The organism is uncultured Neglectibacter sp., from assembly GCA_937958185.1.
In the GTDB taxonomy this organism is placed as follows: Bacteria; Bacillota; Clostridia; order Oscillospirales; family Acutalibacteraceae; genus Acutalibacter.
Genome location: CALFFN010000013.1, coordinates 84,357 through 111,184, shown reverse-complemented (window position 1 = coordinate 111,184; position 26,828 = coordinate 84,357). Strand labels below are relative to the sequence as shown.

General features: G+C 50.8%; 22 protein-coding genes and 5 tRNA genes. 9 read left to right on the top strand and 18 right to left on the bottom strand.

Features of this window, described 5'->3' with window-relative positions; translation table 11 throughout:
• The first annotated feature begins 100 nt into the window (after nt 1-100).
• The 3 genes from metF to AB8996_RS04045 are packed head-to-tail and all read left to right on the top strand — an operon-like array spanning nt 101 to nt 4,001.
• Nucleotides 101-964, top strand: a complete 864-nt coding sequence (metF, locus tag AB8996_RS04055; RefSeq protein ID WP_369297684.1) for a methylenetetrahydrofolate reductase [NAD(P)H] — start codon at nt 101-103, stop codon at nt 962-964.
• A 2-nt stretch (nt 965-966) separates the two neighbouring features.
• Complete coding sequence (locus AB8996_RS04050; RefSeq protein ID WP_369297683.1) at nt 967-1,605, top strand: vitamin B12 dependent-methionine synthase activation domain-containing protein; 639 nt, start codon at nt 967-969, stop codon at nt 1,603-1,605.
• Complete coding sequence (locus AB8996_RS04045; protein ID WP_369297682.1) at nt 1,602-4,001, top strand: homocysteine S-methyltransferase family protein; 2,400 nt, start codon at nt 1,602-1,604, stop codon at nt 3,999-4,001. The genes AB8996_RS04050 and AB8996_RS04045 overlap by 4 nt, the downstream gene beginning before the upstream one ends.
• Before the next feature lie 78 nt (nt 4,002-4,079).
• Here AB8996_RS04045 and AB8996_RS04040 read toward each other — a convergent pair whose 3' ends face one another.
• The 5 genes from AB8996_RS04040 to AB8996_RS04020 form a co-directional block, all read right to left on the bottom strand.
• Nucleotides 4,080-4,304: a DUF3006 domain-containing protein gene (locus AB8996_RS04040; RefSeq protein ID WP_369297681.1), complete on the bottom strand. Its 225-nt coding sequence runs from the start codon at nt 4,302-4,304 to the stop codon at nt 4,080-4,082.
• A 213-nt stretch (nt 4,305-4,517) separates the two neighbouring features.
• Entirely contained in the window at nt 4,518-5,456 is a 939-nt protein-coding gene (locus AB8996_RS04035) for a ComEC/Rec2 family competence protein (protein ID WP_369297680.1), read from the bottom strand.
• The gene (locus AB8996_RS04030) at nt 5,456-8,110 is read right to left on the bottom strand and encodes a DNA translocase FtsK 4TM domain-containing protein (RefSeq protein ID WP_369297679.1); all 2,655 of its coding nucleotides are present in this window, start codon (nt 8,108-8,110) and stop codon (nt 5,456-5,458) included. The genes AB8996_RS04035 and AB8996_RS04030 overlap by 1 nt, the downstream gene beginning before the upstream one ends.
• Nucleotides 8,111-8,267: 157 nt before the next feature.
• Nucleotides 8,268-9,212, bottom strand: coding sequence for an undecaprenyl-diphosphate phosphatase (locus tag AB8996_RS04025; RefSeq protein ID WP_369297678.1), 945 nt, complete (start codon nt 9,210-9,212; stop codon nt 8,268-8,270).
• 49 nt (nt 9,213-9,261) lie between these two features.
• On the bottom strand, nt 9,262-10,056 hold the full coding sequence (locus AB8996_RS04020; RefSeq protein WP_369297677.1) for a ClpP family protease: 795 nt from the start codon (nt 10,054-10,056) through the stop codon (nt 9,262-9,264).
• A 247-nt stretch (nt 10,057-10,303) separates the two neighbouring features.
• Here AB8996_RS04020 and AB8996_RS04015 point away from each other — a divergent pair, with 247 nt between their 5' ends.
• Genes AB8996_RS04015 through AB8996_RS03995 form a run of 5 tightly spaced genes read left to right on the top strand, consistent with a single transcriptional unit; the run spans nt 10,304 to nt 15,688 of the window.
• Nucleotides 10,304-11,257, top strand: coding sequence for an AEC family transporter (locus tag AB8996_RS04015; protein ID WP_369297722.1), 954 nt, complete (start codon nt 10,304-10,306; stop codon nt 11,255-11,257).
• A gap of 48 nt (nt 11,258-11,305) precedes the next feature.
• The gene (locus tag AB8996_RS04010) at nt 11,306-13,240 is read left to right on the top strand and encodes an aconitate hydratase (RefSeq protein WP_369297676.1); all 1,935 of its coding nucleotides are present in this window, start codon (nt 11,306-11,308) and stop codon (nt 13,238-13,240) included.
• 22 nt (nt 13,241-13,262) lie between these two features.
• Nucleotides 13,263-14,483, top strand: a complete 1,221-nt coding sequence (locus AB8996_RS04005; RefSeq protein WP_369297675.1) for an NADP-dependent isocitrate dehydrogenase — start codon at nt 13,263-13,265, stop codon at nt 14,481-14,483.
• Nucleotides 14,484-14,518: 35 nt separating this feature from the next.
• The gene (locus tag AB8996_RS04000) at nt 14,519-15,166 is read left to right on the top strand and encodes a redox-sensing transcriptional repressor Rex (RefSeq protein ID WP_369297674.1); all 648 of its coding nucleotides are present in this window, start codon (nt 14,519-14,521) and stop codon (nt 15,164-15,166) included.
• 24 nt (nt 15,167-15,190) lie between these two features.
• Complete coding sequence (locus AB8996_RS03995) at nt 15,191-15,688, top strand: AAA family ATPase (protein ID WP_369297673.1); 498 nt, start codon at nt 15,191-15,193, stop codon at nt 15,686-15,688.
• 186 nt (nt 15,689-15,874) lie between these two features.
• On the opposite strand, the gene AB8996_RS03990 is transcribed toward AB8996_RS03995, so the two are convergent.
• On the bottom strand, nt 15,875-16,705 hold the full coding sequence (locus AB8996_RS03990) for a peptidylprolyl isomerase (RefSeq protein WP_369297672.1): 831 nt from the start codon (nt 16,703-16,705) through the stop codon (nt 15,875-15,877).
• A gap of 198 nt (nt 16,706-16,903) precedes the next feature.
• On the opposite strand from AB8996_RS03990, the gene AB8996_RS03985 reads away from it, so the two are divergent.
• Nucleotides 16,904-17,833: a S1 RNA-binding domain-containing protein gene (locus tag AB8996_RS03985; RefSeq protein ID WP_369297671.1), complete on the top strand. Its 930-nt coding sequence runs from the start codon at nt 16,904-16,906 to the stop codon at nt 17,831-17,833.
• A 139-nt stretch (nt 17,834-17,972) separates the two neighbouring features.
• On the opposite strand, the gene AB8996_RS03980 is transcribed toward AB8996_RS03985, so the two are convergent.
• From AB8996_RS03980 to clpX, 12 genes are all read right to left on the bottom strand, one after another.
• A tRNA-Cys gene (locus AB8996_RS03980) sits at nt 17,973-18,047 on the bottom strand.
• A 366-nt stretch (nt 18,048-18,413) separates the two neighbouring features.
• Nucleotides 18,414-18,489 (bottom strand) — tRNA-Gly (locus AB8996_RS03975).
• 157 nt (nt 18,490-18,646) lie between these two features.
• A tRNA-Phe gene (locus AB8996_RS03970) sits at nt 18,647-18,722 on the bottom strand.
• 5 nt (nt 18,723-18,727) lie between these two features.
• Nucleotides 18,728-18,804 (bottom strand) — tRNA-Asp (locus AB8996_RS03965).
• Between the two features lie 35 nt (nt 18,805-18,839).
• Nucleotides 18,840-18,916 (bottom strand) — tRNA-Val (locus tag AB8996_RS03960).
• Between the two features lie 98 nt (nt 18,917-19,014).
• Nucleotides 19,015-19,911: an Hsp33 family molecular chaperone HslO gene (hslO, locus tag AB8996_RS03955; RefSeq protein ID WP_369297670.1), complete on the bottom strand. Its 897-nt coding sequence runs from the start codon at nt 19,909-19,911 to the stop codon at nt 19,015-19,017.
• Nucleotides 19,899-20,678, bottom strand: a complete 780-nt coding sequence (locus AB8996_RS03950; RefSeq protein WP_369297669.1) for a class I SAM-dependent methyltransferase — start codon at nt 20,676-20,678, stop codon at nt 19,899-19,901. Before AB8996_RS03950 ends, hslO begins: the two co-directional genes overlap by 13 nt.
• Nucleotide 20,679: 1 nt before the next feature.
• The gene (locus tag AB8996_RS03945; protein ID WP_369297668.1) at nt 20,680-20,985 is read right to left on the bottom strand and encodes a YerC/YecD family TrpR-related protein; all 306 of its coding nucleotides are present in this window, start codon (nt 20,983-20,985) and stop codon (nt 20,680-20,682) included.
• An 85-nt stretch (nt 20,986-21,070) separates the two neighbouring features.
• Nucleotides 21,071-22,369 carry a diaminopimelate decarboxylase gene (gene lysA / locus AB8996_RS03940; RefSeq protein ID WP_369297721.1) on the bottom strand — a complete coding sequence of 433 codons (1,299 nt, stop codon included), beginning with the start codon at nt 22,367-22,369 and terminating at the stop codon, nt 21,071-21,073.
• A 12-nt stretch (nt 22,370-22,381) separates the two neighbouring features.
• On the bottom strand, nt 22,382-22,978 hold the full coding sequence (yihA, locus tag AB8996_RS03935) for a ribosome biogenesis GTP-binding protein YihA/YsxC (RefSeq protein ID WP_369297667.1): 597 nt from the start codon (nt 22,976-22,978) through the stop codon (nt 22,382-22,384).
• Nucleotides 22,979-22,996: 18 nt separating this feature from the next.
• Nucleotides 22,997-25,396, bottom strand: a complete 2,400-nt coding sequence (gene lon / locus AB8996_RS03930; protein WP_369297666.1) for an endopeptidase La — start codon at nt 25,394-25,396, stop codon at nt 22,997-22,999.
• A 121-nt stretch (nt 25,397-25,517) separates the two neighbouring features.
• Nucleotides 25,518-26,819 carry an ATP-dependent Clp protease ATP-binding subunit ClpX gene (clpX, locus tag AB8996_RS03925; RefSeq protein ID WP_369297665.1) on the bottom strand — a complete coding sequence of 434 codons (1,302 nt, stop codon included), beginning with the start codon at nt 26,817-26,819 and terminating at the stop codon, nt 25,518-25,520.
• Between the last annotated feature and the right edge of the window lie 9 nt (nt 26,820-26,828).

Sequence of the window (26,828 nt, the reverse complement as noted above, 5' to 3'; positions counted from 1 at the left end):
GCCTGTGCTATGCACAACGGGAAATCGGCACATTACACCAACGCGCCTTTAGCGCTTATGGTATAAATATATTCAAAAGAAAAACGACGAGGGAAAGAAAATGAGAATCAAAGATTTGCTCCAGAGGGACAAAATCACAGTTTCCTGTGAGATTTTCCCGCCCAAAAAGGAAAACGGGTTTGACAATGTGATCCAGGTGGCAGACCGCATTTGCCAGCTGGGCGCTGATTTTGTCAGCGTGACCTACGGCGCCGGCGGCAGCACCTCTAAAAAAACAGTGGACATCGCTTCCCATATTCAAAATGAAATGCACACTCCGGCGCTGGCGCACATGACCTGTGTCGCTTCCCGGAAAGAGGATATCAGAAACCGTCTGGCAGAAATGAAAGCAAACGGAATTGAAAATATTCTGGCGCTCCGAGGTGACAAGCCAAAAGACTTTACGGGAGACGAGGGGGATTATAAATACGCCATTGAGTTGATCCGGGATATCCGTTCCCAGGGGGATTTCTGCATTGGCGGCGCCTGCTACCCGGAAGGTCACATCGAGTGTGAGCATAAGGAAACGGACATCGGCTTTCTAAAGGAAAAAGTGGACGCCGGGTGTGATTTCCTTACCACCCAGATGTTCTTTGACAATAATGTATACTACAATTTCCGTTACCGTGTTCTGGCGGCAGGGATCACCGTGCCGGTAATTCCCGGCATTATGCCTGTCATCAACGCCCGGCAGATCAAGCGCAGCTGTGAGCTTTCCAACACCCGGCTCCCTCCCCGTTTTCAAGCCATTGCAGATAAATTTTCCGACGATCCGTTGGCTATGGAACAGGCTGGCGTTGCCTATGCTACAGAGCAGATCATCGACCTGATCGCCAACGGCGTGAAATATATCCATATTTACACCATGAACCGCCCGGAAACAGCAGAAAAGATTTTCCAAAATCTCAGCTGCATTTTGAGGTAATTATGAATAAGCGTGAAATTCTGCGCTATCTGGGCGCGGCGCCTGATACGGAGCAGCTAGATGATTTGATTGCCAAGGCAGAACGGGAAGTTACGGCTGCCGCTGTTCCCCGTCATGTATTTCAGCGCTTTCCCGCCATGGTAAGGGAAAGCACCGTCACTATCGGCGGCACGGAGCTTGTCAGCAGGGACCTGGCGGCGCATTTGCAGGGCTGCTCCGAGGTTTTTCTGTTTGCTATGACATTGGGCGCAGGAATAGATTCTTTGATCCGACGCTATTCCTTGACAGAAATGCCCCTTGTCCCTGTGCTGCAAGCCTGCTCCGCCGCTTATACTGAGGAATGCGCCGATGTGGCACAGCGGGAAATCGAACAGATCGCCAGGGCGGAAAACCTGTACCTTCGTCCCCGGTACAGCCCGGGTTATGGGGATTTTAAGCTGGAATATCAGAAATTTCTGTTCGCGGCGCTGGATATTTCCAAAAAAATCGGCGTCAGCCTGACGGACGACTGCTTGATGATACCTTTCAAATCAGTTACAGCCATTATCGGTCTGTCCCCTGACCCTTCCTTGTGCCATGTTGGAAAATGCATGACCTGCACTGCCGCTGACTGTCCTTTTAGAAAGGAAGAACAAGCATGAATACATTACTGAAAAAATTGGGACGTGAATTACTATTTTTCGATGGCGCTATGGGGACCATGCTGCAGGCAGAAGGGCTGATGCCCGGAGAATTGCCGGAATTGTGGAATCTCACCCATTCGGATACGATCCGAAGCATTCATGCCGCCTATTTGCGCGCCGGAGCGGATATCCTGAAAGCAAATACCTTCGGGGCGAACCGTTACAAATTGGCAAATTGCGGTCATGATGTGAAAGATGTAATTTCCCGGGGAATCGCATTGGCGAAGCAGACTGTGGGTGCTGCCGGGCACGGCTGGGTGGCGCTGGATATCGGACCGACGGGAAAGCTGCTGCAGCCCTTGGGCGGTTTGGCGTTTGAGGGCGCTGTAAGTGCCTTTGGCGAAATGGTGCGAGCCGGTTCGGAAGCCGGAGCGGACTGCGTTCTCATCGAAACCATGACCGATATTTATGAAGCCAAGGCTGCTGTGCTGGCTGCAAAGGAAAATTCCGCTCTGCCTGTTTTCGTCACCATGACCTTCGATGAAGCCGGGAAGCTGCTGACGGGCGGAGATTTGTCCGTGATGGCTGCCGTACTGGAAGGCTTGAAGGTAGACGCGCTGGGCTTAAACTGCGGCTTGGGTCCCGCGCAGATGTGCGCTTTGATAAAACAGCTCCGCCCGCTGACAAAGCTGCCGATCATTGTCAACCCAAACGCCGGGCTGCCCAGAGAAGAAAAAGGGAAAACTGTTTACGATGTGTCCGCGGAGGAATTTGCCGCGCATATGGAAATGATACTGGAAGCAGGCGCGCAGGCTATCGGCGGCTGCTGCGGCACAACTCCGGCTCACATTTCCGCCATGGTGCAGACCTGTCGCGGAAAGAGCTGCCCTATCCCCGCCGTTTCCCCTGAAACTGTAGTGTCCTCCGGCAGCAGAACGGTGGAATTTGGAAAAAGCCCCATCATTATCGGAGAACGGATCAACCCCACGGGAAAATCCCGGTTCAAACAAGCCCTGCGCGAACACGATATCCCCTACCTGCTGCGGGAAGGCATTTCTCAGCAGGACGCCGGGGCACATATCTTGGACGTGAACGTAGGGCTGCCGGAAATTGACGAACCTGCTTTGATGTGCGAGGTCGTTCAGGAATTGCAGGCGATCTCTCCCCTGCCTTTGCAGATCGACACATCGGACCCGCTCACGATGGAACGCGCTATGCGGCTGTATAACGGAAAGCCGCTGGTCAATTCCGTGACCGCAAAGAAAGCTTCCATGGAAGCTATTTTCCCGCTGGTAAAAAAGTACGGCGGCGTTGTGATTGGTCTGACCATCACGGAAAACGGGATCCCTGAAACGGCGGAGGAGCGGCTGGAAGCGGCGCGGCTCATTGTGGAAACCGCCGCGGAATACGGCATTGCAAAAAGCGATATTGTGATAGACCCGCTGACCATGGCGATCAGTGCCGGGCAGGACGCGGCGCTGGTCACACTGAAGGCTCTGAAGCTGATTCGGCAGGAGCTTGGGGTCTTTACCTCCCTGGGCGTGTCAAATGTTTCCTTTGGGCTGCCCCAGCGGGAAAATGTGACCTCTGCTTTTTTTGTTATGGCGCTGCAAAGCGGCTTAAACGCCGCTATCATGAACCCCAAGTCCGACATCATGATGCATGCCTGTCGTTCCTTCTGCGCCTTATCCGGCTTGGACGATAACTGCATGGCGTATATTTCCGCCTGTTCCAATGGCGAGACTGCTCCTGCTCCCCATGCGTCCAATATAGAACAGCAGGATTTGAAAACTTCTATTGAAAAGGGCTTAAAAAACGCAGCGTTTCAAGGGGCAGAAAAGCTGCTGCAGGACGGCGCCACAGGACTGAATGTGATCAACCAATACATTGTTCCGGCACTGGATACGGTGGGTGAGAAATTTGAAAAAAAGACGCTGTTTCTCCCCCAGCTTCTCATGAGCGCGGAAGCCGCCAAAGCTGCCTTTGAAGCCATCAAAAGCCATATGGGGCAGGAAAGCGACAAGCAGGGAAACGCTTTGACCATTGTCATTGCCACTGTGAAAGGCGACGTTCACGATATCGGGAAGAATATCGTGAAAGTACTGCTGGAAAACTACGGCTTTCGTGTGATCGATTTGGGCAAGGACGTATCCCCGGAGACAGTTTTGGAAGCCGTCTTGCGGGAAAAAGCTGAACTGGTGGGCTTGAGCGCCCTGATGACCACCACGGTTTCCAACATGAAGGAAACTATTGACCTGCTGCGCCGGGAAGCGCCCCAGTGCAAAATCATGGTGGGCGGCGCTGTACTAACTCAGGAATATTCCGACAGCATTGGAGCCGATTTTTACGGAAAAGACGCGATGGCATCTGTCCGTTATGCAGAAAGGCTGGCAAAAGAGCTTAAGCCATCTTGAAAAATTTACAAAGAAAAGAAGAAAAGCCGAGCGGGAAAAAGGAAATCTCCCGCTCGGCTCAATTTTTGAAAACAGGCTTCAATTGCCAAATGCCCGGCGCTGCTTTTCCGCCATCTCCGCCCTGCGACGCTGGGTTTCTTCGGTATCTACCGTCAGTTCTCCCTCATCGGAAATTGCCAGTACGCCACCCTCCTCGGCGTCCGGCGGCAGCTCCGCGGTTTCTATCGCGAAATATTTCTGCTCTGCGTCCTCACAAATGGCATATTTTCCTTCAAACCGATCAATGATTAGCTGTTTCGGCATAGTTCTCCTCCTGTAATTCTATCTGAAATATGGTTTTGAGAAACCTGGCGGCTTTACAATACAAACACTCTGCACCCAAGGAATCCCAGCTCAGTCACTTTATTATAACGGAGTCCGCCGGGAAAATCAATGTAGAGATTTTGACAAGTTCTGTTTGTAATCCGTATTTTAGTGCTGTAAAGTGTAGCAGCCGGTCATGAAAGAAAGTTTCAGCTAAGACTGTTTGGTAAAAATTTGCACTTCTGTCCCGGTAAAGGAAAAGATCACGGTTCCGTCTGTATCGGTGCGATACACTTTTTCGCAGCAATCGTCCAGCTTTCGCAAAGTCTTTTCTGAAGGAAGCTTATTGTTGTCGTTTCCCACGGAGATCACCGCGTATCGGGGCGATACTGCCTGCAAAAAATGATCCGTACAGGAGGACTTACTGCCATGATGAGGGACTTTCAACAAATCAGCGGAAAGCAAGGGGTTGACCTTATCGACCAGATCGTTTTCCGCTTCTTCCTCGATATCTCCGCAAAACAGCGCGGTGAAACCCGGATATTCCAGACGAATGACAAGAGATGCGTTGTTGGTATCCCTGTACTCTGTCAGCGGCGCAAGAATGCGTAACGTAGCTTGTCCCAGGGCTAACGTTTCACCGGGCGCAACAATTTGCTCTGAAATGGATTTTTCTCGAGCCGCTTTCCGTGTATCCTCGTATTTTTCTTCAAAATAGCAGGAGCGGACAAAAGCCTGTGTCGGCACTTCGGAAAGCACCTGTGCCATGCCCCCCAGATGGTCCTTGTCCGGGTGGGAGACGATGGCATAGTCCAAAGAAACGATATTTCTTCGTGCCATATAGTCTATTATGGTTTCTCCATAAACCTCTGTTCCGGCGTCCAGCAGGGCTGCGTGGCCGTTGCATTCGATCAAAATAGCGTCCGCCTTTCCCACATCAAGCACGTGAATATTGAGTGGCGCGTCCACTTTCCCGCCAAGCTTCGACAAATGAAACATCTGCGCCCAGAACCGCCGACCTTGAGAGGTACAGGAAAGGACCAATATAAACGCCAGCAGCAATAACCCCATCTGGCGGGCAAACCGGCGTTTTTCCGCGCGCTTTTCAAATTCCGGCTTTCTGCTTTCGACAGCCTTTTTCTGCTTTGCCATCAAAGCTCCATTCCGTCATCTGTTCGATTGACAATTTCCGGGTCAGGCTTTTGCATGTTCCGCTCTGCCCACTGCGCCTGGGTCATCAAGACCTGCCGGGGTTTAGAGCCTTCATGGGGACCTACTATGCCCAGCTGCTCCATTTCGTCAATCAACCGTCCGGCTCTGGCATAGCCTAATCGTAATCGCCGCTGAAGCAGAGAGGTAGACGCCTGCCCGGCTTCCACCACACAGCGAATGGCTTCGTCCATCATGGGATCGGCAGATCCACCATCACTTTCGGAAGCCTCTCCCTTGTCCCCTTCGCTGGCAGCGTTGCGCTCGATCTCCTGGATCACACTTTCGTCATATTCAATGACTTTTGTCTTTTTTACAAACTCTACAATAGAGGAAATTTCTTCATCGCTGACATAGCAGCCCTGTACACGGACGGGTTTATTGGCGCCCACGGGAGAAAACAGCATATCGCCATTCCCCAACAGCTTTTCTGCGCCGCCCGCGTCCAAAATAGTGCGGGAATCCACAGCGTTGGAAACAGTCAACGCGATCCGGCTGGGGATATTTGCTTTGATGAGACCGGTCACCACGTCTACAGAAGGGCGCTGAGTCGCTACGACAAGGTGCATTCCCGCGGCGCGGGCAAGCTGTGCCAAACGGCAGATGGAATCCTCCACCTCTTTGGGCGCCGCCATCATCAAATCAGCCAGCTCGTCAATGATAATGACGATTTGCGGCATGAACGGCATGGGCTGACCGTTTTCATCCTGGAAATCCTGAGACTCCGCTAAAGAATTATAGCCCTTCAGGTTCCTGACGTTAAATTCCGAGAAAATTTTATAACGGTTCATCATTTCGGACACTGCCCAGCCAAGCGCGCCGGAAGCTTTCCGTGGGTCTGTCACCACAGGCACCAGCATATGGGGCATTCCATTATACTCGGTCAACTCCACAGCTTTGGGGTCTATCATCAAAAAGCGCACTTCATCAGGGCTTGCCTTGTACAACATACTGATAATCAGAGAGTTGATACACACCGACTTGCCGGAGCCTGTCGTACCCGCTATGAGCAAATGGGGCATTTTAGAAAGATCCGCCACTACAGGCTGTCCGGCAATATCGCGCCCCAGCGCGACTGAAAGCTTCCCTTTCGAGGTCTGGAAGGAATTGGACTCGATCAATTCCCGCATACGCACCGTATTCCTGGTCTTGTTCGGAACTTCAATGCCCACGGCAGCTTTGCCGGGAATTGGCGCTTCGATACGCACGCCGGTGGCGGCAAGATTCAGCGCCAGATCGTCGGAAAGATTGGTGATCTTGCTGATTTTCACTCCGGCGGCAGGCTGTATTTCATACCGCGTAACGGAGGGACCGCGGCAGATATCCAGGATTTTCGTCTGCACGCCAAAGCTTTTCAGCGTGTCTACCAAAATGCGGCCATTGGTCTGCAATTCCTCTGTTTCCTGTGCGGGGTCGGAAAACGGGCTGGCAGCCAGCATGGTAACAGGCGGATAACAATACTCTGTTTTGAACTGCTCTGCTGCCTGATACAGCGCCTGCTGTTCTGTAGTCGCTTCCCGGAGGTCGTTTTCCTCTTTCTTTCTCATGAAATCTTCCGTGAGGTTTTGCACCTCGTCAGGAACGGCAGGTTCTTCCGAAGCTGCCGGAACAGGTCCCGTTATAGAGGAAGCCGCTGTATCCGGCACAATGGGCTGCATAGCTTCTGCCAAAAAGTCTTCCGTCTCCTGCAGGTCGGTAAAGGCGGCTTCGGCAGAATTTGCCATTGATGTATGCGCTTCCGAAACAAGACTGGAATTTTGCGCCGTGGCGGCAGCTTCTGTCGGCAAGGGGATTTCTTCCGGCAGGGGAAGCTCCGCAGGAGATGGCAGCGCCGGGTCTTCAAAGCCAAACACTTCTCCCAGCTTGTCCAATGTTTCATTCTTTTCCTTTTTCTTTCGTTTTGGCTCCGTTTTCGGGAAAAGCTTAGAAGCCTCCGAGTTCGGGGAAGAATCCGTTACAGGGTGCGGTTCCAAGGGAATGTCTATCGCCGCAGCGGACGCCGCTCTGTCCTCCTCTAAAATCAGGCGCTCCTCTTCCCTGCGCTGTCTGGCGTTTTGCAGCCCCTCCGATACGACGTCCACAGGCTTTTTCAACGTGCGGAACAGGCTGATGAGCGTAGTGCCGGTCAGCAGCATAATAGAAACGAACAACAGCAGGAGCACGATGATCCTCGCGCCGACTGTTCCCACGGCTTTTAAGAGCGGCAGACCCAGCATACCACCGATCACACCGCCGCCTATACCGGAATTCTGATAGTACAGGGAAACTATGTAATCCCATACTTTCATGCCCTGTGTCGGCGTTTCTGTACTGAACACATACCCGGTAGCACAAAACAGGATAATGATAAGCACCGTCATCCAAACCTTGCCGCCGATAGAGCCTTTCGGGTTGTCCAACGCGGTGACGACCGCCACATAGATGATTAAAACGGGCCACAGCACCGCCCAACTGCCGAAAATACCAAGAACTGCGCCGTGCGCCCATTTCCACAAATTATCGCCGGGAATCAGCACCAGGCAGCCCAGAAAAATAGCGCAGGCAAACAGTATCACTGCCCGCATCTGATTGCGCTGCCGGATAGATTCCGCTGTCATATGGCGGGAACTGCCTGTATGTCCCCGCCCAGTCTGTGTAGACTTCTTTTTTGCAGAAGAAGACGCCGGCTTCTTTGCTGCCGTTTTCTTCTTTCCGGCAGATGTAGTTTGTTTTCCTGCCAAATCTCTCACTCCGTTCCTCGTACAGCTTTTCCCGTTACAGCGGGTTTCCCGTAAACAGATTCTGGTGCATGATGTGTTCGATAATGCCCAAAATCGTCACAACGCCGCCTACTATCAATGTATAGTAAGCAAATATTTCCAGCTTATTTGTAGTAACGATCCATTTCAATAATTTAATGGCAAGGAAGCCCACCACCATGGCGGTCAGCATTCCGATAATCAGGGGCGCAGCCCCAATTGCCGCGCCTTCAGAGCCCAGGTCTTTCAAAGAAACAAGCGCCGCCGCCGCGATGGAGGGTATCCCCAGCACGAAAGAATAATCCAGGGCGGTCTGCTGGTTGATTCCCCGCAGCAGTCCGACAGACAAGGTAGAGCCTGAACGGGAAAGCCCCGGAAAAATCGCCGCAAGGCATTGGGTAATGCCAATCAAAACGGCGTCTATCGTATGTATTTTTTTTCGCCCCTGTGCGGGAACGCGCTTTCCCTCCCGGTTGACTACGGTTTTCTCCTGCTTCATACGCTTGTTGGCGGCAATTCCCAAAAACAGCAACGCGCTGGTAGCAAGCAGAGCCAGGCCCTCTGCTACCATGCCCTTGTCGGACGCCAGCATTTCAGAGAAATCCTTGACCTTCATGCCGGTTCCCGGAATGGGAAGGAACAGCAAAAACAACGGCAGCAAGCCAATTACCAGCATCATGAGCAGCCGACGGTCATGGCTCATTTCACTCCATTTGAACTCGCGGTGGATCAAATCGCGGCACAGCGAGAAAAATTCCTTGATCAGCCGCCATACAAGATTGCGATAGACAAAGATCACAGCGATCAGCGTGCCAAGATGAAGCATGATGTCGAAAAGTATCCCCGGAAGCTCAATGCCGAAAATATGCTGGGAAATGGATAAATGCCCGCTGCTGGAAACCGGAAGAAATTCGGTAGCTCCCTGAATGATCCCTTGAATGATCGCATCAAAAATAGACATAACGTCCCTCCTATGTACAAATTATGTAGCGGCAAGACGCCGCAGGTATTCAGTTTGATTTTTTCTTGGTGTGAGCCTTTACGGCTTCTGTTTTCGGCTTTCTTTTGCGCTTTTCCTTTTCTATCATACGATCCAGACAATCCATCGCGTCGGAAAGCGAACCTAACGAATCTATCAGCCCTTCCTCCACCGCGTCGGGACCGTCCAGCACTGTACCCACGTCCATGACAAGCTCCTGGGTATTCATCGCCAGCGTCATAAAGCGCTCCTTACTGATATTGGAATTTTGAATCACAAAATTTGTAATGCGGTCCTGCATTCGCTGAAAATATTCCAGCGTTTGAGGGATCCCCAGCACCAATCCATTCATGCGGACCGGGTGAATGGTCATGGAAGCGGATTCCGCAATGAAGGAGCGCTTTGCCGCCACCGCCAGAGGTACGCCGATAGAGTGTCCCCCGCCCAGTACCAACGAAACGGTGGGTTTTTTCATTCCGGCTACCAGCTCTGCCAAAGCGAGCCCGGCCTCCACATCGCCGCCAACCGTATTGAGCAGCATTAAGAGCCCGTCGATTTGCGGGTCTTCCTCAACCGCTACGATTTGGGGGATCACGTGCTCATATTTTGTGGTCTTGTTCTGAGAGGGTAAAATGTAATGCCCCTCGATCTGCCCGATGATGGTCAGGCAATGGACCGTGTGCCCGTTGTTTTTCGTAGTGACCGAGCCGCTTTCTGTGATCTGTTTCTGCTGCTCGGAGCTGAACTCCTGATCGTTGTTCTGGTTCTGGTCGTCGGCATCTTCTGAATATCTATACTGATTTTTTCTTGTCTCTTCCTTTTTCATGACAGTACCTCCTTTTACAAGGATAGTCTGCCAGAAATGAAAAGATTCATACAGAGGACACAAGAAATCACAGGATAAGTCCCGAAAGATGCTCTCCCACACAGATTGGTTTACAATAATCTTTTTCCATTATATCATTTGTTTTCGGCGGCTTCAAGAAAAAACATGTAAAAACCTGAAAAAAGTTCATTGCCTGCCGGAAAGATTCGTGGTATACTAATATTTACATCATGTTGACAAGGGAGGGATTTCCATAGAGAGCCTGCAAATTGCCCTGGAAATCATTCTGCCCCTTTTTTTATTGATGGCAGTGGGCTATGTTGTGCGGCTGACAGGCGTTGTCAGCGAGACGGCGGCTCATCAAATGAACCGAATGGTTTTCACCGTATTCCTTTCCGCGCTTGTGTTCCAGAATATCTATTCCCTGGACAGAGACGATTTATGGTATCATTTTGATTCTTACACGCTGTTTTACACGCTGGGCGGCGTTACGCTGCAATTCCTGATCGCGCTGTGCATTGCGTTTTTGGTAGAATCGGACGGTTCCCGGCGCGGCGTAATGCTGCAGGGAATGTTCTATGGGAATTTCGTGCTGTTCGGCATTCCGATATGCAACGCGCTTTTTGGCGATGACGCTGCTGGTCCCGCTTCCGTTCTGGTCGCTGTGATTTTGCCCCTGTACTACATTTTGGCAGTTATTTCTTTGGAATTGTTCCGTGGCGGACGACCAGGCTTTTTCCGCATTCTGAAAGGGATTTTTACAAACCCGCTGATCCTGGCGTCTATTGCGGGGATTTTATGCCTGATATTCCGTATCCGGCTTCCTTATGCCATTTCCGTAACGGTGTCCAATCTTGCTTCTGTTGCCACGCCGCTGGCGTTTGTGGTTTTGGGAGCGGCTTTCAGTTTTCGCAAAGTCGGCAGCTGTGCGAAAAGCCTGTGTATTGCATTGGGAGTAAAGCTACTGTTCTTCCCAGCCTTCTTCCTGCTGCTTGCCGTACTGCTGGGCTTCCGGGGAGTTTCCCTGGCAATTCTGCTTGCTGTGTTTGCTTCCCCCGTGGCGGTTTCTTCCTTTACCATGGCTGGAGAAATGGACGGAGACGAGTCTCTGGCAAGCCAGCTTGTAGTTTTCAGTTCCCTGCTTTCCATCGGGACCGTGTTCCTATTCATTTTCCTGTTGCAGTGGTTCGGGCTTCTGTGACGGAAAAAGTTTACGACATAAAAATTATTAAAATAAGGAGCAAAACCTATGGGCGCAACAATTGCAGAAAAAATCATTCGCAGTCATCTGGTCAGCGGCGAAATGCATGCCGGCGAGGACATCGGTTTGCGGATAGACCAGACTTTGACCCAGGACGCTACCGGGACCATGGCGTATCTCGAGTTTGAGGCGATGGGGGTCCCCCGGGTCAAAACAGAGCGCAGCGTGGCGTATATCGACCACAACACCCTGCAAAGCGGCTTTGAAAATGCCGACGACCACAGATATATCCAGTCCATTGCCAAAAAGCACGGAATATACTTTTCCCGTCCCGGCAATGGTATCTGCCATCAACTGCATTTGGAGCGTTTTGGCATTCCCGGCAAGACCCTGATCGGCTCGGACAGCCATACGCCTACCGGCGGCGGTATCGGCATGCTGGCATTCGGCGCCGGCGGACTGGACGTTGCTGTGGCAATGGGCGGCGGCGAGTATCACATCACTATGCCGAAAATGGTAAAAATAAACCTGACCGGGCGGCTTTCTCCCTGGGTTTCCGCAAAAGACGTGATTTTGGCGGTTCTGCAAAAGCTCAGCGTCAAGGGCGGCGTGGGAAAAATCATTGAATACGGCGGCGAAGGCATTGCCACGCTGACTGTGCCGGAGCGGGCGACCATCACCAACATGGGCACTGAATTGGGCGCGACCACCTCCATCTTCCCTTCCGATGAAATTACCCTGGAATTTCTGAAAGCGCAGGGTCGTGAGGATTGCTGGGTTGAATTGAAATCTGACGAAGACGCGGAGTATGATGAGGTCATTGACCTTGACCTTTCTTCCATAGAGTCTTTGGCGGCCTGCCCCCACAGCCCCGATGCGGTAAAGCCTGTGCGGGAGCTTTCCGGCATCAAGATAGACCAGTGCTGTATCGGTTCCTGTACCAATTCTTCTTATCTGGACATGATGCGGGTGGCTGCCATTTTGAAGGGCAAAACCGTCCACCCCGACGTGAGCCTGACGATTGGCTGTGGCTCGAAGCAGGTATACAATATGCTGGCGAAAAACGGCGCGCTGGCAGATATTATCGCCGCGGGAGCCCGGGTGCTGGAATGCGCCTGCGGTCCCTGTATCGGCATGGGACAGGCTCCCAGGTCCGGCGGAGTTTCCCTGCGCACCTTTAACCGAAACTTTGAAGGACGCAGCGGCACGGCAGACGCGCAGGTTTATTTGGTCAGCCCTGAAACTGCCGCCGTCTCTGCATTGACAGGCGTTTTTACCGACCCCCGCACCTTGGGAGGATCGGTGGAAATTCCCATGCCGGAGGAATTTCTCATCAACGACAATCTCATTGTTCCCCCTGTTTCGGAGGCGCTGATGGAGACGGTGGAAATCGAACGCGGTCCCAATATCAAGCCCTTCCCCATCTCAGAAGCACTGGAAAGCAGTGTGGAGAAGAAAGCTGTTTTGAAGGTCGGCGACAATATTACCACGGACCACATCATGCCCGCCGGGGCAAAGATATTGCCCTACCGTTCCAATATCCCCTATCTGTCCAATTTCTGCTTTGGCGTGTGCGATAAAGATTTTCCCGCCCGCTGCAGGAAGGAAAAGGGCGGGATCATCATTGGCGGTCACAACTACGGTCAGGGGTCTTCCAGAGAACACGCCGCGCTTGTCCCGCTATATCTGGGGATCAAAGCAGTGGTGGCAAAATCCTACGCAAGGATACACTGTGCCAACCTGGCAAACGCCGGGCTGATCCCTTTGCAGTTCCAAAATGAAGCAGACTATGACAAAATTGACCAGATGGACGATTTGTGCCTGCCCAATATCCGTAGGGAGCTGGAGCAGGGCTGTGATGTTACCATGGTGGATTTGACAAAGAATATGGAAATCAAACTGACCGCTGTATTGACCCCACGCCAGCGGGAAATGGTCTTAGCGGGCGGGCTGCTGAATTACACCAGGCAAACTGCAAAATAAGAGGCACAGAAAGGAAAAAAGTATGGCTGATTGGAAAAGGATCGAGATGAAGACGCCGTTAGTGGAAATGGACGGCGATGAAATGACCCGGGTCATCTGGAAACTGATCAAAGATATCCTGATCCTCCCCTATGTAGATTTGAATGTTGACTATTACGATTTGGGGCTGGAAAACCGGGATAAGACCGATGACCAGGTGACAGTGGATTCTGCCATGGCAACGAAAAAGTATGGCGTTGCCGTGAAATGCGCCACCATTACGCCGAATGCTGCCAGAGTAGAAGAATACCACCTGAAAAAAATGTGGAAATCTCCCAATGGGACCATTCGGGCTATCTTGGACGGCACCGTCTTCCGCACGCCGATTCTGGTGCGCGGCATCACGCCTTATATCCCCAGTTGGAAGCTCCCGATCACCATTGCGCGGCACGCCTATGGCGATGTGTATAAAAATGTGGAAGCTGCTGTTCCCGCCGGTGCGAAAGCGGAGCTTCTTGTGACAAAAGCGGACGGCACGGAAGAAAAATATCCCATTCACACCTTTGCCGAGAGCAATGGCATCATTCAAGGCTTGCATAATCTGGATAAGAGTATTGAAAGCTTTGCCCGCTCCTGCTTTAATTTTGCGCTGGACGCAAAGGAAGACCTTTGGTTTGCCACAAAAGACACCATTTCCAAGACTTACGACCATCGGTTCAAGGATATTTTCCAGGAGATTTTTGAAAAGGAATACGAAGAAAAGTTCCGCAAGGTCGGGATCGAGTATTTCTATACGCTGATCGATGACGCTGTTGCCAGAGTGATCCGCAGCCGCGGCGGATATATCTGGGCGTGCAAAAACTATGATGGCGATGTAATGAGCGATATGATCGCCACAGCCTTTGGGAGCCTTGCGATGATGACTTCCGTGCTTGTCTCCCCGGACGGCGTTTATGAGTACGAAGCCGCCCATGGAACGGTGCAGCGCCATTATTACAAGCATCTGAAGGGAGAATCCACTTCCACCAATTCTGTGGCGACCATCTTTGCGTGGACAGGCGCTTTACGGAAACGCGGCGAGCTGGATGAAAATACTGCTCTCTCTGATTTTGCCGATAAGCTGGAGCGTGCCACTCTTGACACCATTGAAAGCGGTATTATGACTGGAGATTTAGCTGCGATGTCCACGCTGCCAGAGGTAAGGTCGGTAGATACAGAAGGGTTTCTGCGGGCAATCAATGAAAACCTTCAGAAACTGTTGTAATCATTTCAATTTCAGTTTTAGGAAGTATTACTATCATGCAAAAGAAAGAAAACATTTCCATGTCCGTTATTCGCCGTCTTCCCAGATATTACAGGTTTTTGTCCGAACTGGAAAAGAACGGCGTCACCCGAATTTCCTCTAAAGAGCTTTCCGAGCGAATGGGGCTGACCGCTTCCCAGATCCGGCAGGATCTGAACTGTTTCGGCGGTTTTGGTCAACAGGGCTATGGCTACAATGTTCCCCAGCTCTGCATAGAGATTGGAAAAATTCTGGGAATCCAAAACAAATTCAAATGTGTCCTCATTGGCGCCGGAAATCTTGGCAGGGCTATTATTCGCCATATGCCTTTTGAGCAATTGGGTTTTCAGCTGATCGGCATATTTGATAATTCGCCCAAGGTGATCGGCACTGCGATCGGCGATTATCAGGTGCTGGATTATAAAGAGATCAAAAGGTTTTATCAGAAAGAAGCGCCCATTATGGCGATCCTCTGTATTCCCAGAGAATCTGTAGAGGAAATTTCCGATGGGCTGTATGAGCTGGGTATTCGTTCTTTTTGGAATTTCAGCCATTACGATATTTCTTTGAAGCACCCGGACGCTATCGTGGAAAATGTACATATGAATGACAGCATGATGACCCTGTGCTACAAGCTGAGCCAGCTGCAGGAGCTTTCCGACTGATTTTGCCGAAAGGGGGGGCGGGAAATGCCAAAGCTTATCGTTCTCAGGGGTAATTCCGGCAGCGGAAAAACCACGGTTGCCAAAGCTTTGCAGGAAAAATTGGGCTCAAATACTATGCTGATCTCTCACGATATGATCCGTATGCAGGTACTGCACACCCGGGGAAAGGAAGGCGTTGAACGCTCTTTGCCCCTGATGATCGCACTCATGAGATATGGCAGAAAGAACTCTGAATTTTCCATTGTAGAGGGAATCTTACCTGTTGTAGATTATTTGCCCCTGTTTGAGACTGCCGTTCAGGAATACGGCGAAAATATTTTTGCCTATTATTACGACCTGCCCTTTGAAGAAACCTTACTGCGCCATGCTACAAAGCCAAATCAAGCAGAGTTTGGCGAGGTTGAAATGAGAAGATGGTGGCAGGAAAAGGATTTTTTGCCAAATATCCGCGAAACGGTTTTTCAAAAGGATTTGGGCTTTTCCGAAGCGGTACAGCGAATTTACGATGATGTGACAAAATGAATAAACAAAAAGAAGGTTTCGCACGATCCAATTCCGGATAAGCGAAACCTTTTCTTTTTCCGATTTTAGAAATGTGCTGGGGCACATTTCTCTTCCTGCCGCCGGCAGTACAGTTTTCAAAAGACTTGCCGCAGCGGCAGTTAGAAAGTGATTTCTTGTTTCCCCAGTACCACTTTCCTTTTCACTTTAATACGTTGTGATTTCAATTTTCTCAATGACGACGCTGTTTAGCGGAGTGCTCCCGTCTTCCCCCACTTCTGTTTGAGACAGCTTTATCACATTATCCATGCCCTCGAATACCTGGGCAAACACCGTATGACCGATCCCCATGGTCGAATAATAGCCGTCCAGATGGGCATTGCCGCCATGTTCATCATAGAGAGTTTTCATTTCCTCCGGGACAATATCCATCTTGATCCATCTGCCATAGGTAGAGGAAAAGGCATCGGGGTCTTCCTGATAGTATTTGTAGCCTTCCTCGTAGTTTGCCCAATCCACCTTGGCGCCGTTAGTGGCATTGATGAAAAACTGGCTGCCGTTGGTGTTGGCGCCGCTGTTCGCCATGGAAACAGCACCGTCAATATTCAGAAGGTTAGAATTGAACTCGTCTTCAAACGCTTCTCCCCAAACGCTTTCCCCGCCCGTTCCGTTTCCGTCCGGGTCTCCTCCCTGGATCATGAAATTTTCTATGATCCGATGGAAGGTAAGCCCGTCGTAATAACCGTCGATTGCATGGCGTTTGAAGTTATAGACAGCTTTTGGGGCTTCATTCGGGAAAAAGCGCAGCTTAAAGGTTTCGCCGGTCGCCATGGTGACCACCGCGATCTCCTCCCCTTTTTCCGGCAGATCCAGCTGATAACCGATTTTATCGTGGCTGGCGGCGGGCTTCAGTTCCTCTTTGCTAATCAGTTCGCCAGATTGGCTCAGTACAGCAGTGGCCGGGGAATTCTTGGTGGAACAGGCGGAGCAGGAAAAAACAAGAAGCACCGCAGAGAGGAATACTGCAATTTTTTTCATGAAAAAGCCTCGCTTTCAAAAGGGGCAGAAATCTTCCGCCCGGACAATCTTTCTCTGGAACATGCCTATTTTACCGCAAACTTCGGAAACTTGCAAGCCCTGCCTTTTGACCGTCATTTTATGTGCTGATTCCTCATATATTCTTTTGTAGTGAAACAGGCTGGACGTTTTCCACCTTAGAAAGGAATGGTCAATCAGATGAATTTTTACCCGGAAGGTCATTTATTAGATACGTTTGAAAATAAAGCTGCTCTGCAGTCCCCCACCGCCCTGTCGGAAGCCATGCGGGAACAGAAAATACTGGAAGCGCGTGCCATCATGTGCGACAGCGACCACAATCTCATTGTGGACTTCAAGTTTATGAAGGGTATTATTCCCCGAGAAGAAGGCGCTATTGGCATTCGAGAAGGAAATGTGCGGGATATCGCGATCATTTCCCGGGTCAACCGTCCTGTGTGTTTTCTGGTGCAGGATTTTATCCGGGACGAGGAAGGCAGAGTCACGGCGCTGTTATCTCGCCGGGCAGCCCAGGAAAAATGCCAGCAGGAATATATTAGCAGCTTGATTCCCGGTGATGTGATAGACGCACGCATTACCCATATAGAGCCCTTCGGCGTATTTGTGGATATCGGCTGCGGGGTCGTTTCGCTGCTTCCCATTGACGCGATTTCCATTTCCCGCATTGAACACCCCAGAGAGCGTTTTTCTGTGGGCATGGATATCAAGGCGGTAGTGCGGTCCAGGGAAAACAACCGCATCACTTTGTCCCACAAGGAGCTGTTGGGGACCTGGGAGGAAAACGCGGCGAATTTCCGTCCCGGCGAAACGGTGTCGGGTATCATTCGCAGCATTGAAAGCTATGGGGTGTTTGTAGAGCTGACCCCAAATCTGGCTGGGCTTGCCGAAGTGAGGGAAAATATTTTTCCCGGTCAGCAGGCAAGCGTGTTTATCAAGAACATTCTGTACCCCAGAATGAAGATAAAGCTTATCATTATCGACACCTTTGACGCAGAACCAACAAAGCCCGCCCTGCCGGAATACTATTTTCATGGCACTCACATGGACGAATTTATCTACTCTCCGGCTCAAAGTGAAAAATACATGGCGACAAAGTTTAATGAAACTTAATTCATAAAAAAGGAATCTCCCGGATAGCTCAATTAGAGTATCTGGGAGATTCTTTTTTTGCAAAAAAGCCTATTTTATCACGTTCCAAAAAGCAATGTAAAGAAAAAACCTGCAGTTTGCAATATGCTCACTGCAGGTATGGAGGTGACACCCGGATTTGAACCGGGGAATCAGGGTTTTGCAGACCCATGCCTTACCACTTGGCTATGTCACCGTTTAGAAGAACCAAACAAGAATGAAAGATTCCTCTTGATTCTACGGATTTGAAAGAACCAAATAGAAAGGAACACCATTTGATTCTTTGGAGCGGACGATCGAGGCAGCAGATTTTGCAAGCAAAATCTGTTCAAAGAATCGCTTTGCGATTCTTCTCCTAATATAACGCGAGTTCGAAACCTCGTCATTTGAAAGAACCAAACGAGAATGAACCTTCTCGTTATGATTCTATGGAGCGGACGAACGAGGCAACAGATTTTGCAAGCAAAATCTGTTCAAAGAATCGCTTTGCGATTCTTCTCCTAATATAACGCGAGTTCGAACCTCGTCATTTGGAAGAATCAAAATTTCCATTTTGATTCTTTGGAGCGGACGACGAGGCTCGAACTCGCTACCTCCACCTTGGCAAGGTGGCGCTCTACCAGATGAGCTACGTCCGCATTTTCGTGACAGCTTTTATATTATATGCAGTTTCCGGCGATTTGTCAACTACTAATTGGCGAAACCGGGAAATTTTCTCTCGAAAGCGCCATGATTCCTACCTGCTGCCGGATTATAGGATAAGAAAAAAGACCTGCGCTCGGCAAGTCTTTTTTCTGGTGCCTCCGATCGGAATCGAACCAATGACACGAGGATTTTCAGTCCTCTGCTCTACCAACTGAGCTACAGAGGCAAATATGGCGACCCGGAACGGGCTCGAACCGTCGACCTCTAGCGTGACAGGCTAGCGTTCTAACCAACTGAACTACCGGGCCAAGTATCTATGTGAACCTACAAGGAAGTATCTCTCTGGTGGGGACAATAGGACTCGAACCTATGACCCCCTGCTTGTAAGGCAGGTGCTCTAACCAGCTGAGCTATGCCCCCATGTTCCACAGAACACGCTTTCCAGCGACTTCTACATTTTACAGGATTCTATTTCATTTGTCAAGTTCTTTTTTCGCATTTTCCGGCAAAATTGGAAACTACTTTTTTCGTTCCCCTGCGCGCTTTGCCAGCGCTTCCAGCTCGTTTCTGGAAAAATAGTATTTCCTCCCGCAGTATTGGCATACTGTTTCCACTTTCCCCTCTTCATTCGATGGCAGAGAGAGGATTTCTTTCTCCCCCAGGGTCAATAAAGCATTGGAGAACCGTTCTTTATTGCAGGGGCAGGCGTAATGGACCTGAAATTCGTCCAAAATCTCCATAGAAAAGCCGTCAAGCACCAGCTTGCACATATCCTCCAGGCTGATCCCCTTTGCCAGCATAGTAGTGACGGAATCCAGCTTCCCAACGTTTTCTTCCAGCCTGGAAATCGCAGACTCTTCCGCGCCCGGCAGCACTTGGACCAACAGCCCGCCGGACAGCATAGCCTTTCCCGAATCCTTATTTACCAGCACGCCTAAAGCGCACACGGTGGGGATCTGCTCGCTCTGCGCATAATACTGAGTCAAATCCTCCGCGATTTCCCCGCTGACCAGTTCGATCTGCCCGATGTAGGGGTCGCGTTCTCCAAAATCGCGCATGACAGCCAGGCGTCCATCTGTGCCAACGCCGCCGCCAACGTCGATTTTCCCATTGGGCTTCAGGGGCAGCTCCACTTCGGGAGAATCCACATAACCGCGGACATTGCCCCGGGAATCGGAAATGGCAACCAGATTTCCCAAAGGACCGCCGCCGTTGACCTTCAATGTCAGAGAAGCCTTATCGCTTTTCAGCATAGCGCCCATCAAAGACGCGCCTGTCAATAAGCGACCCAAGGCGGCACAGGCAGTCTTTGACAGCCCGTGAAGCTGCTGGGCGGTAGATACAATGGTGGAAGAATCAATAGCGGCTGCCATCAGGCTGCCGTCCGAAGTAATGGTGCGAATTATCCTGTCCATAATTTTTTCTGTCCCTTTTGTCGGTGAATTTTCTGAGCCGCATAGACAATACGCTGGTCTGTTTCATTGGGCGGATCAAAGGTCAGTTCCCCATAAGCTTTGCAATTTCCAAAACCGCTCTGCTCCAGCATAGCGAGCACTTTTTCCATAGGATATGCCCGTTCGGAAAAATGCTCTGAGCTGCGAAAATATGCTCCTTCTTCCTGTTGAAAGAAATCCAGTTGAATATCGACTTTACATTCTGATGCGGAATACCTGTTTTGCCATACGCAATAAACTTCGTCGGTATCATAGACGAACACATTGTCACCCAACACCTGTTTGTGTTTGAAGGGCGTATTCATGTCAAACAGGAACCAGCCGCCGGGATTCATAAACAGAGACACCCGGTCAAAGGTCTTCTGCACTTCCTTTTCATTGTGCAGATGGTTCAGGCTATCCAACGTACAAAGCACCGTGTCCACAGTGCCGTATAAATCGAGCTGCTGCATTTTTTGCCGCAAAAATAGAATATCTGCCCCGGCGTCGGCACACTTTGCCCTGGCTTCCGACAGCATCTCCACGGAAGCGTCCACGCCGTACACATCTATGCCCCGCCGAAACAGCTCCAGGGTTAAAGAGCCTGTCCCACACGCCAAATCCAGTGTCAAACCGGGTTCGTGCTCCAGGCGCTTCATCAGCTCCAAAAAATAGTCGGCCTGCCCGGCATAGCCCACGTTCCCGGTCAAGGCATCGTAATACTGGGCAAAAACAGAATATGCTTCCATGTCACTTTTCCTGCGTCTTCTCTTTATTCAAACGATCAAATACCAGTTCGTAGCCATCGCTGCCATAATTGAGGCTGCGGTTTACACGGCTGATGGTGGCGGTAGACGCACCTGTTTCTGCCACAATATCGCTGTAAACCTGTTTTCTGCTCAGCATTTTGGCAACTGCCAGCCGCTGGGACATGGCTTTCAGCTCCGGCATAGTGCAAAGGTCATCAAAAAAGCGATAACATTCCTCCACTGATTTCAGTGTCAAAACTGCCTGAAACAAAAAATCAATGTTTTCATCATGAAGTTTATCGTTCATCGTATCGCTGCCTCTCCCAAAAAGATTTCCTGATTTTCATGCTTTATCATTTTATCACAGGAAATCAAAAAAGTAAACCAGAGAATCAAATATCATTGCGCACCAGGTCTTCAAAGGTTTCCCCCTTTATCACGATCCGGGATTTTCCCTGGGAGACCATCACGCAGGCAGGGCGGCAATTGCGATTGTAATTGGACGCCATAGAGTAGTTGTACGCCCCGGTGGAAAGCACCGCCAGAATGTCTCCTTCCTGCGGGTGCTGTATGGGCGTATGCTCCTGGATCAAATCACCGCTCTCACAGCACTTTCCTGCTACAGTCGCTATGTAGTCGGCAGGCTGATCCGCTTTGTTGGCGATCAAGCAGGTATAGTCGGAGTGGTACAGCGCGTACCGGGGATTTTCATACATACCGCCATCAATGGACACATAGCTGCGCACATTGGGTATCTCCCGGATATTCCCTACCGTGTAAAGGGTGATCCCTGCCTCTCCCACAATGGATCGACCTGGCTCAATATAGATTCTCGGTGTGGTAAGTCCGAATTTCTCACAGGTCTTATGCACCATGTCAGAAACCGCCGCCATGTATTCCTCGTAAGGGCTGGCGTTATCCCGTTCCGTATAATGAATGCCGAAGCCACCGCCCAGATTCAGGAATTCCAGTTCCACCTGCAATTTCTCTTTGATCTCTGCAAAGAAGGTCAGCATGACCTCAGCAGCGTGGACAAAAGGCTCTTTGTCAAAGATTTGAGAACCGATGTGGCAGTGCAGCCCATGAAGGGAGACTTCCTTCATCTCAGACGCCAGCCTGACGATTTCCAGCGCTTCCCCGCTGGTCAGGTCAATGCCGAATTTGGAATCGATTTGCCCGGTACGGATAAATTCGTGGGTATGAGCATCGATACCGGGCTTGATACGCAGAGAGATTGGAACGGTTTTGCCGTGCTTTGCGGCGATTTTCTGAAGCTTATACAGCTCGGAAAGGTTGTCCACCACAATGTCGCCCACGTTGTTCTCTACGGCAAATTCCAGTTCGGCAATCGTTTTATTGTTGCCCTGGAAATGAATATTGCCTGCCGGAACACCTGCCTGTAGTGCGGTGTACAGCTCGCCGCCGGACACCACCTCCAGGTCAAGCCCATCTTCAGTGACGATACGGCATATTTCCTTGCAGCAAAAAGCCTTGCTGGCATAGATCGGTTTTCCGTTCCCGTGATAATACGTTTCAAAAGAGGAACGGTACCGCCGGCACACGCTGCGGACCCCGTCCTCGCTCATCACATAAAGGGGCGTACCGTAGCGCTCTGCCAGCTCTACAGTATCACAGCCGCTGATAGATAGATGACCCTTTTCATTGACAGAAAGACATGGTGAAATCACAATACTTCCCCTTCCTTATTCCTGACCCTTAATATTTTCAACTGCATCGGTAAGCAATGCCCTCAGTTCTTCCACGCCTACCCCGGAAACCGCAGAAAAAGGGAAAAAAGAAATGTCATTTTCTCCAAATATCTTTTGGTATCTTTCCAGCATGGCAGCAGTTTCAGATTTATTCAATTTGTCGCATTTGGTGCCTACCACGACAAATGGGACGGCAAAATCCAACAAAAATTCTATCATGTCAAAATCGTCGTCCGTGGGCTCGCGGCGCATATCCACAAGCTGGAACACCAGAGCCACCCGGCGGTTCTGAGCAAAATACCCCTCCACCAGGTCCGCCCAACGCTCCTTTTCGCTTTTGGAGACCTTCGCGTAACCGTAACCGGGCAAGTCTACAAATCGGCAGGTATCCACCTGAAAGAAATTGATCGTGGCGGTTTTGCCGGGCGTAGAGCTGGTTCTTGCCAGCGCCTTACGGTTGACCAGCTTATTGATCAGGGAAGATTTCCCAACGTTTGACCTGCCGGAAAAAACGATCTCCGGCAAATCAGAGCTGGGCAATTGCTCCTTTTTTCCTGCCGAAAGCTCAAAGCTTGCCTTTTGAAAATTCACGGGCTCCTCCGTTTTTCCTTATTGATAAAATTCCGATGTACCGGGACGGGATTTCCCTGTTTCACCTGGCATGGGTCTGTCTTCTGGGATATCGGCACAAGGCGCTTTGGTCAGCGCTGTTATCAGCACAGTGTCGATGCGCTTTACAGGCACAAAGGAAACATTCTTTTTGACAACTTCATCTACCTCTGCCAGATCCGGCACATTATCCGCAGGGAACAAAATCGTCTTAATGCCATTTTTATAGGCAGCCATGGCTTTTTCCCGCAGCCCGCCAATGGGCAACACCCTGCCCTGCAAGGTAATTTCCCCGGTCATGGCAATATCCCGGCGAACAGGGATTTCAGACAACGCAGAGGTGATCGCAGTTGCCATAGCGATACCGGCGGAAGGACCGTCCTTGGGAACCGCTCCTTCCGGCGCGTGAATATGGATATCGCATTTTTCATAGAACTTTGGGGAAATGCCCAGAGAATTGGCTCTGGTGCGGATACAGGTGATAGCGGCATTGGCGGATTCCTTCATCACATCTCCCAAAGAGCCTGTCAGCTGAATTTTTCCAGTGCCCTCCATTACCGCCACTTCGATCGGCAGCAATTCCCCGCCGACGCTGGTCCACGCCAGCCCATTGACCAGACCTACAACGTCTTCCCCCTGCGGTACGTCGCGAAGGAATTTCCGGGGACCCAGCAATTCCTCTAAGTTTTCAGGCTTGACCGTATAAAGCTGGAAATCCTCCTGGGTGACAGCCATTTTAGCGACCTTTCGGCAAATTGCCGCCAGCGAGCGCTCCAAATTCCGCACGCCGGCTTCTCTGGTATAGCCCTCGATGATTTCTTTTACAGCAGCTTTTGTAAATTTCAACTGGCTTGGCTGCAAGCCGTGCTTTTCCAGCTGTTTTTTCACCAGATGGCGGGTAGCGATATTCTGCTTTTCGTCCAGCGTATAGCTTCCCAGCTCAATGATATCCATGCGGTCATACAGCGGACCGGGAATACGGGACGCGTCATTGGCGGTGGTAATGAACAGAACGTTGCTCAAATCGAAAGGCATATCAATATAGTGGTCGCAAAATTCCTTATTCTGCTCCGGGTCAAGCACCTCCAAAAGCGCGGAAGACGGGTCTCCCTTGAAATTCTGCCCCAGCTTGTCGATTTCGTCCAGCAAAATCAGAGGATTATTGGTTCCTGCCTGTTTCATGGCATTGATGATCCGCCCGGGCATGGAGCCCACGTAAGTACGCCGGTGCCCCATGATTTCCGCTTCATCGCTGACGCCGCCCAAGGATACCCGGACGTATTTCCGCCCGGTGGCTTCGGCGATCGAACGGGCGATGGAGGTTTTGCCCACGCCGGGAGGACCCACCAGGCAGATGATCTGCCCGGAATTTTTCCGGGACAGGCTCTTGACCGCCAAAATCTCCAAAAACCGTTCTTTTACCTTCTCCAAGCCATAATGGTCGCGGTCCAGAATGCGCTGGGCACGCTTCAGATCCAGCCGTTCCTTGCCGGAAATATTCCACGGCAGCTCTAAACAGGTGTCCACATACATTCGGAGAACGCTGGCTTCATGGGAACCGTAGGGCATTCTGCACAGCTTGTCGCATTCCTTCAGGAGCTTTTCCTCACAGAGCTGGGGCAGCTTCATTTCCTGAATCTTTTCCCGCAGCTCTTCAGCTTCCTGCTGGGGGTTATCGTCCTCTCCCAGCTCGCTGCTGATGGCGCGCAGCTGCTCCTTCAAAAAGTATTCCCGCTGGTTCTCGTCTATCTGCGCCTGCGCTTTTTGGTTGATCTCCTCCTCCACCTGCAGGATCTGGATTTCCTCAGTGAGAACATCGATCAGCTTTTGTATCCGCCGCAGGGGACGCAGCTCGTCCAAAATGTATTGCTTGCGCTCAAAATCTATGGAAATATTGGAAGCGAGATAATCCGCCAGCCGCCCGCAGTCCTTTTCCTGTAAAACGCCCAGCAGCACATCGGGCGGCACACGCTTAAACAGCCCCAGGTACTGGTCAAATTTCTCATGGACAATGCGGATCAGGGCTTCTGATTTGGAGGATTTCCGATAAGTCATCACCGGGCTTTTGCGGATCTCACCCAGCAGATAGGGATTTTCCTGAATCAAAGAGAGAATTTCACCGCGATAAAGCCCCTCCACATGGAGCTTTACCCCTTCTTCAGAGCGGTGGATCACCTGCTTGACACGGGCAATAACGCCTGTCTTGTACAGATCATCGCCGGTAGGCTCGTTTTCCGACAGGTTGACCTGCGTGACAAGAAAAATCAGCCTGCCTTTTTCCACAGCCTCCGACGCTGCCAGAATCGACTTTTTCCGTGCTACGTCAAATTGCAGCATCATGCCGGGGAAAAACACCAGTCCGCGGATCGCCAAAATCGGCAGCACCATACTGGTTTCCATTTTCTTGCTTTCTTCTGTAAAATTTTGCATATATGTACTCCTAAAATCAGGGAAAGACTGCGGTCGGCGCTGCCGACAACAGCCTTTTCTTGTTCAACGCTTCATAAAGCAGAGTTACTTGTCAGGATACGGAATCTTTGCGGTTTCGCTGTCTGGATTGTGCTATCTTGATTTTTACCGGCTTCCTGTCTTTATTATAGACGATCTCCGGCTGAGCGCCGTCCTCCACCATTTCTCTGGTGATCACGACCTTTTCTACCGTGTAATCGCTGGGCACACGGTACATGGTAGGCATTAAAACACCTTCCATGATGGACTTCAAGCCGCGGGCGCCGGTTTTGCGTTCAAGCGTCTTTTTCGCTATGGCATTCAACGCGTCATCGGTAAATTCCAAATCCACCTTATCCAGATCAAACAGCTTTTTGTACTGCGCGACCAGGGAATTCTTCGGCTCTTTCAAAATACGCACCAGAGAAGGTTCGTCCAAAGCGTCCAGCGAGGTGATCACCGGGATACGACCGACCAATTCAGGAATCAGTCCGTACTTCACCAAATCGTGGGGAGTAACATCTTTCATCCAGTTGGTGGCGTCCAACTCGGACTTGCCATGCACCTCACCGCCAAAACCCAGTGAAGCTGAAGCAACACGCTTCTGTACGATTTTTTCCAAACCGTCAAAGGCGCCGCCGCAAATAAAGAGAATATTCGAGGTGTCGATATTGATGGTCTCCTGCTGCGGGTGCTTCCGCCCACCCTTTGGCGGCACACCTGCAACCGTACCTTCTAAAATTTTCAGCAGAGCCTGCTGTACGCCCTCGCCGCTGACGTCACGGGTGATGGACTGGTTCTCAGACTTCCGGGAAATCTTATCTATCTCGTCGATATAGATAATGCCGCGTTCTGCCTTGAAAACATCATAATCCGCCGCCTGGATCAGCCGCAGGAGAATATTTTCCACATCCTCGCCCACATACCCTGCTTCGGTCAAGGTGGTGGCGTCCGCAATGGCAAAAGGAACGTCCAACAATCTTGCCAGGGTTTGTGCCAGATAGGTTTTTCCCACGCCCGTGGGTCCCAGAAGCAAAACGTTGCTTTTGGTCAACTCGACTTCGTCGGAGGAAAAATAAATCCGTTTGTAATGGTTGTACACTGCCACAGACAACGCAATTTTCGCATCGTCCTGCCCTACCACGTATTCGTCCAGCTTGCTTTTGATTTCCTGAGGCTTGGGCAGAAGAATTCCTACCTCTTTTTCATCGCTCCTGCCTTTTTTCAACCTATCCTCGTCCTGAATGATGGACATACAAAGCCGGACACACGCATCGCAGATATAAACCCCGGAACCGGCAATCAATCTGCCAGCCAGCGGCTGCGGCTTCCCACAAAAGGAACAGCAAATTTCAGTTTCATTGTTGCCCGCCATTCGATTTCC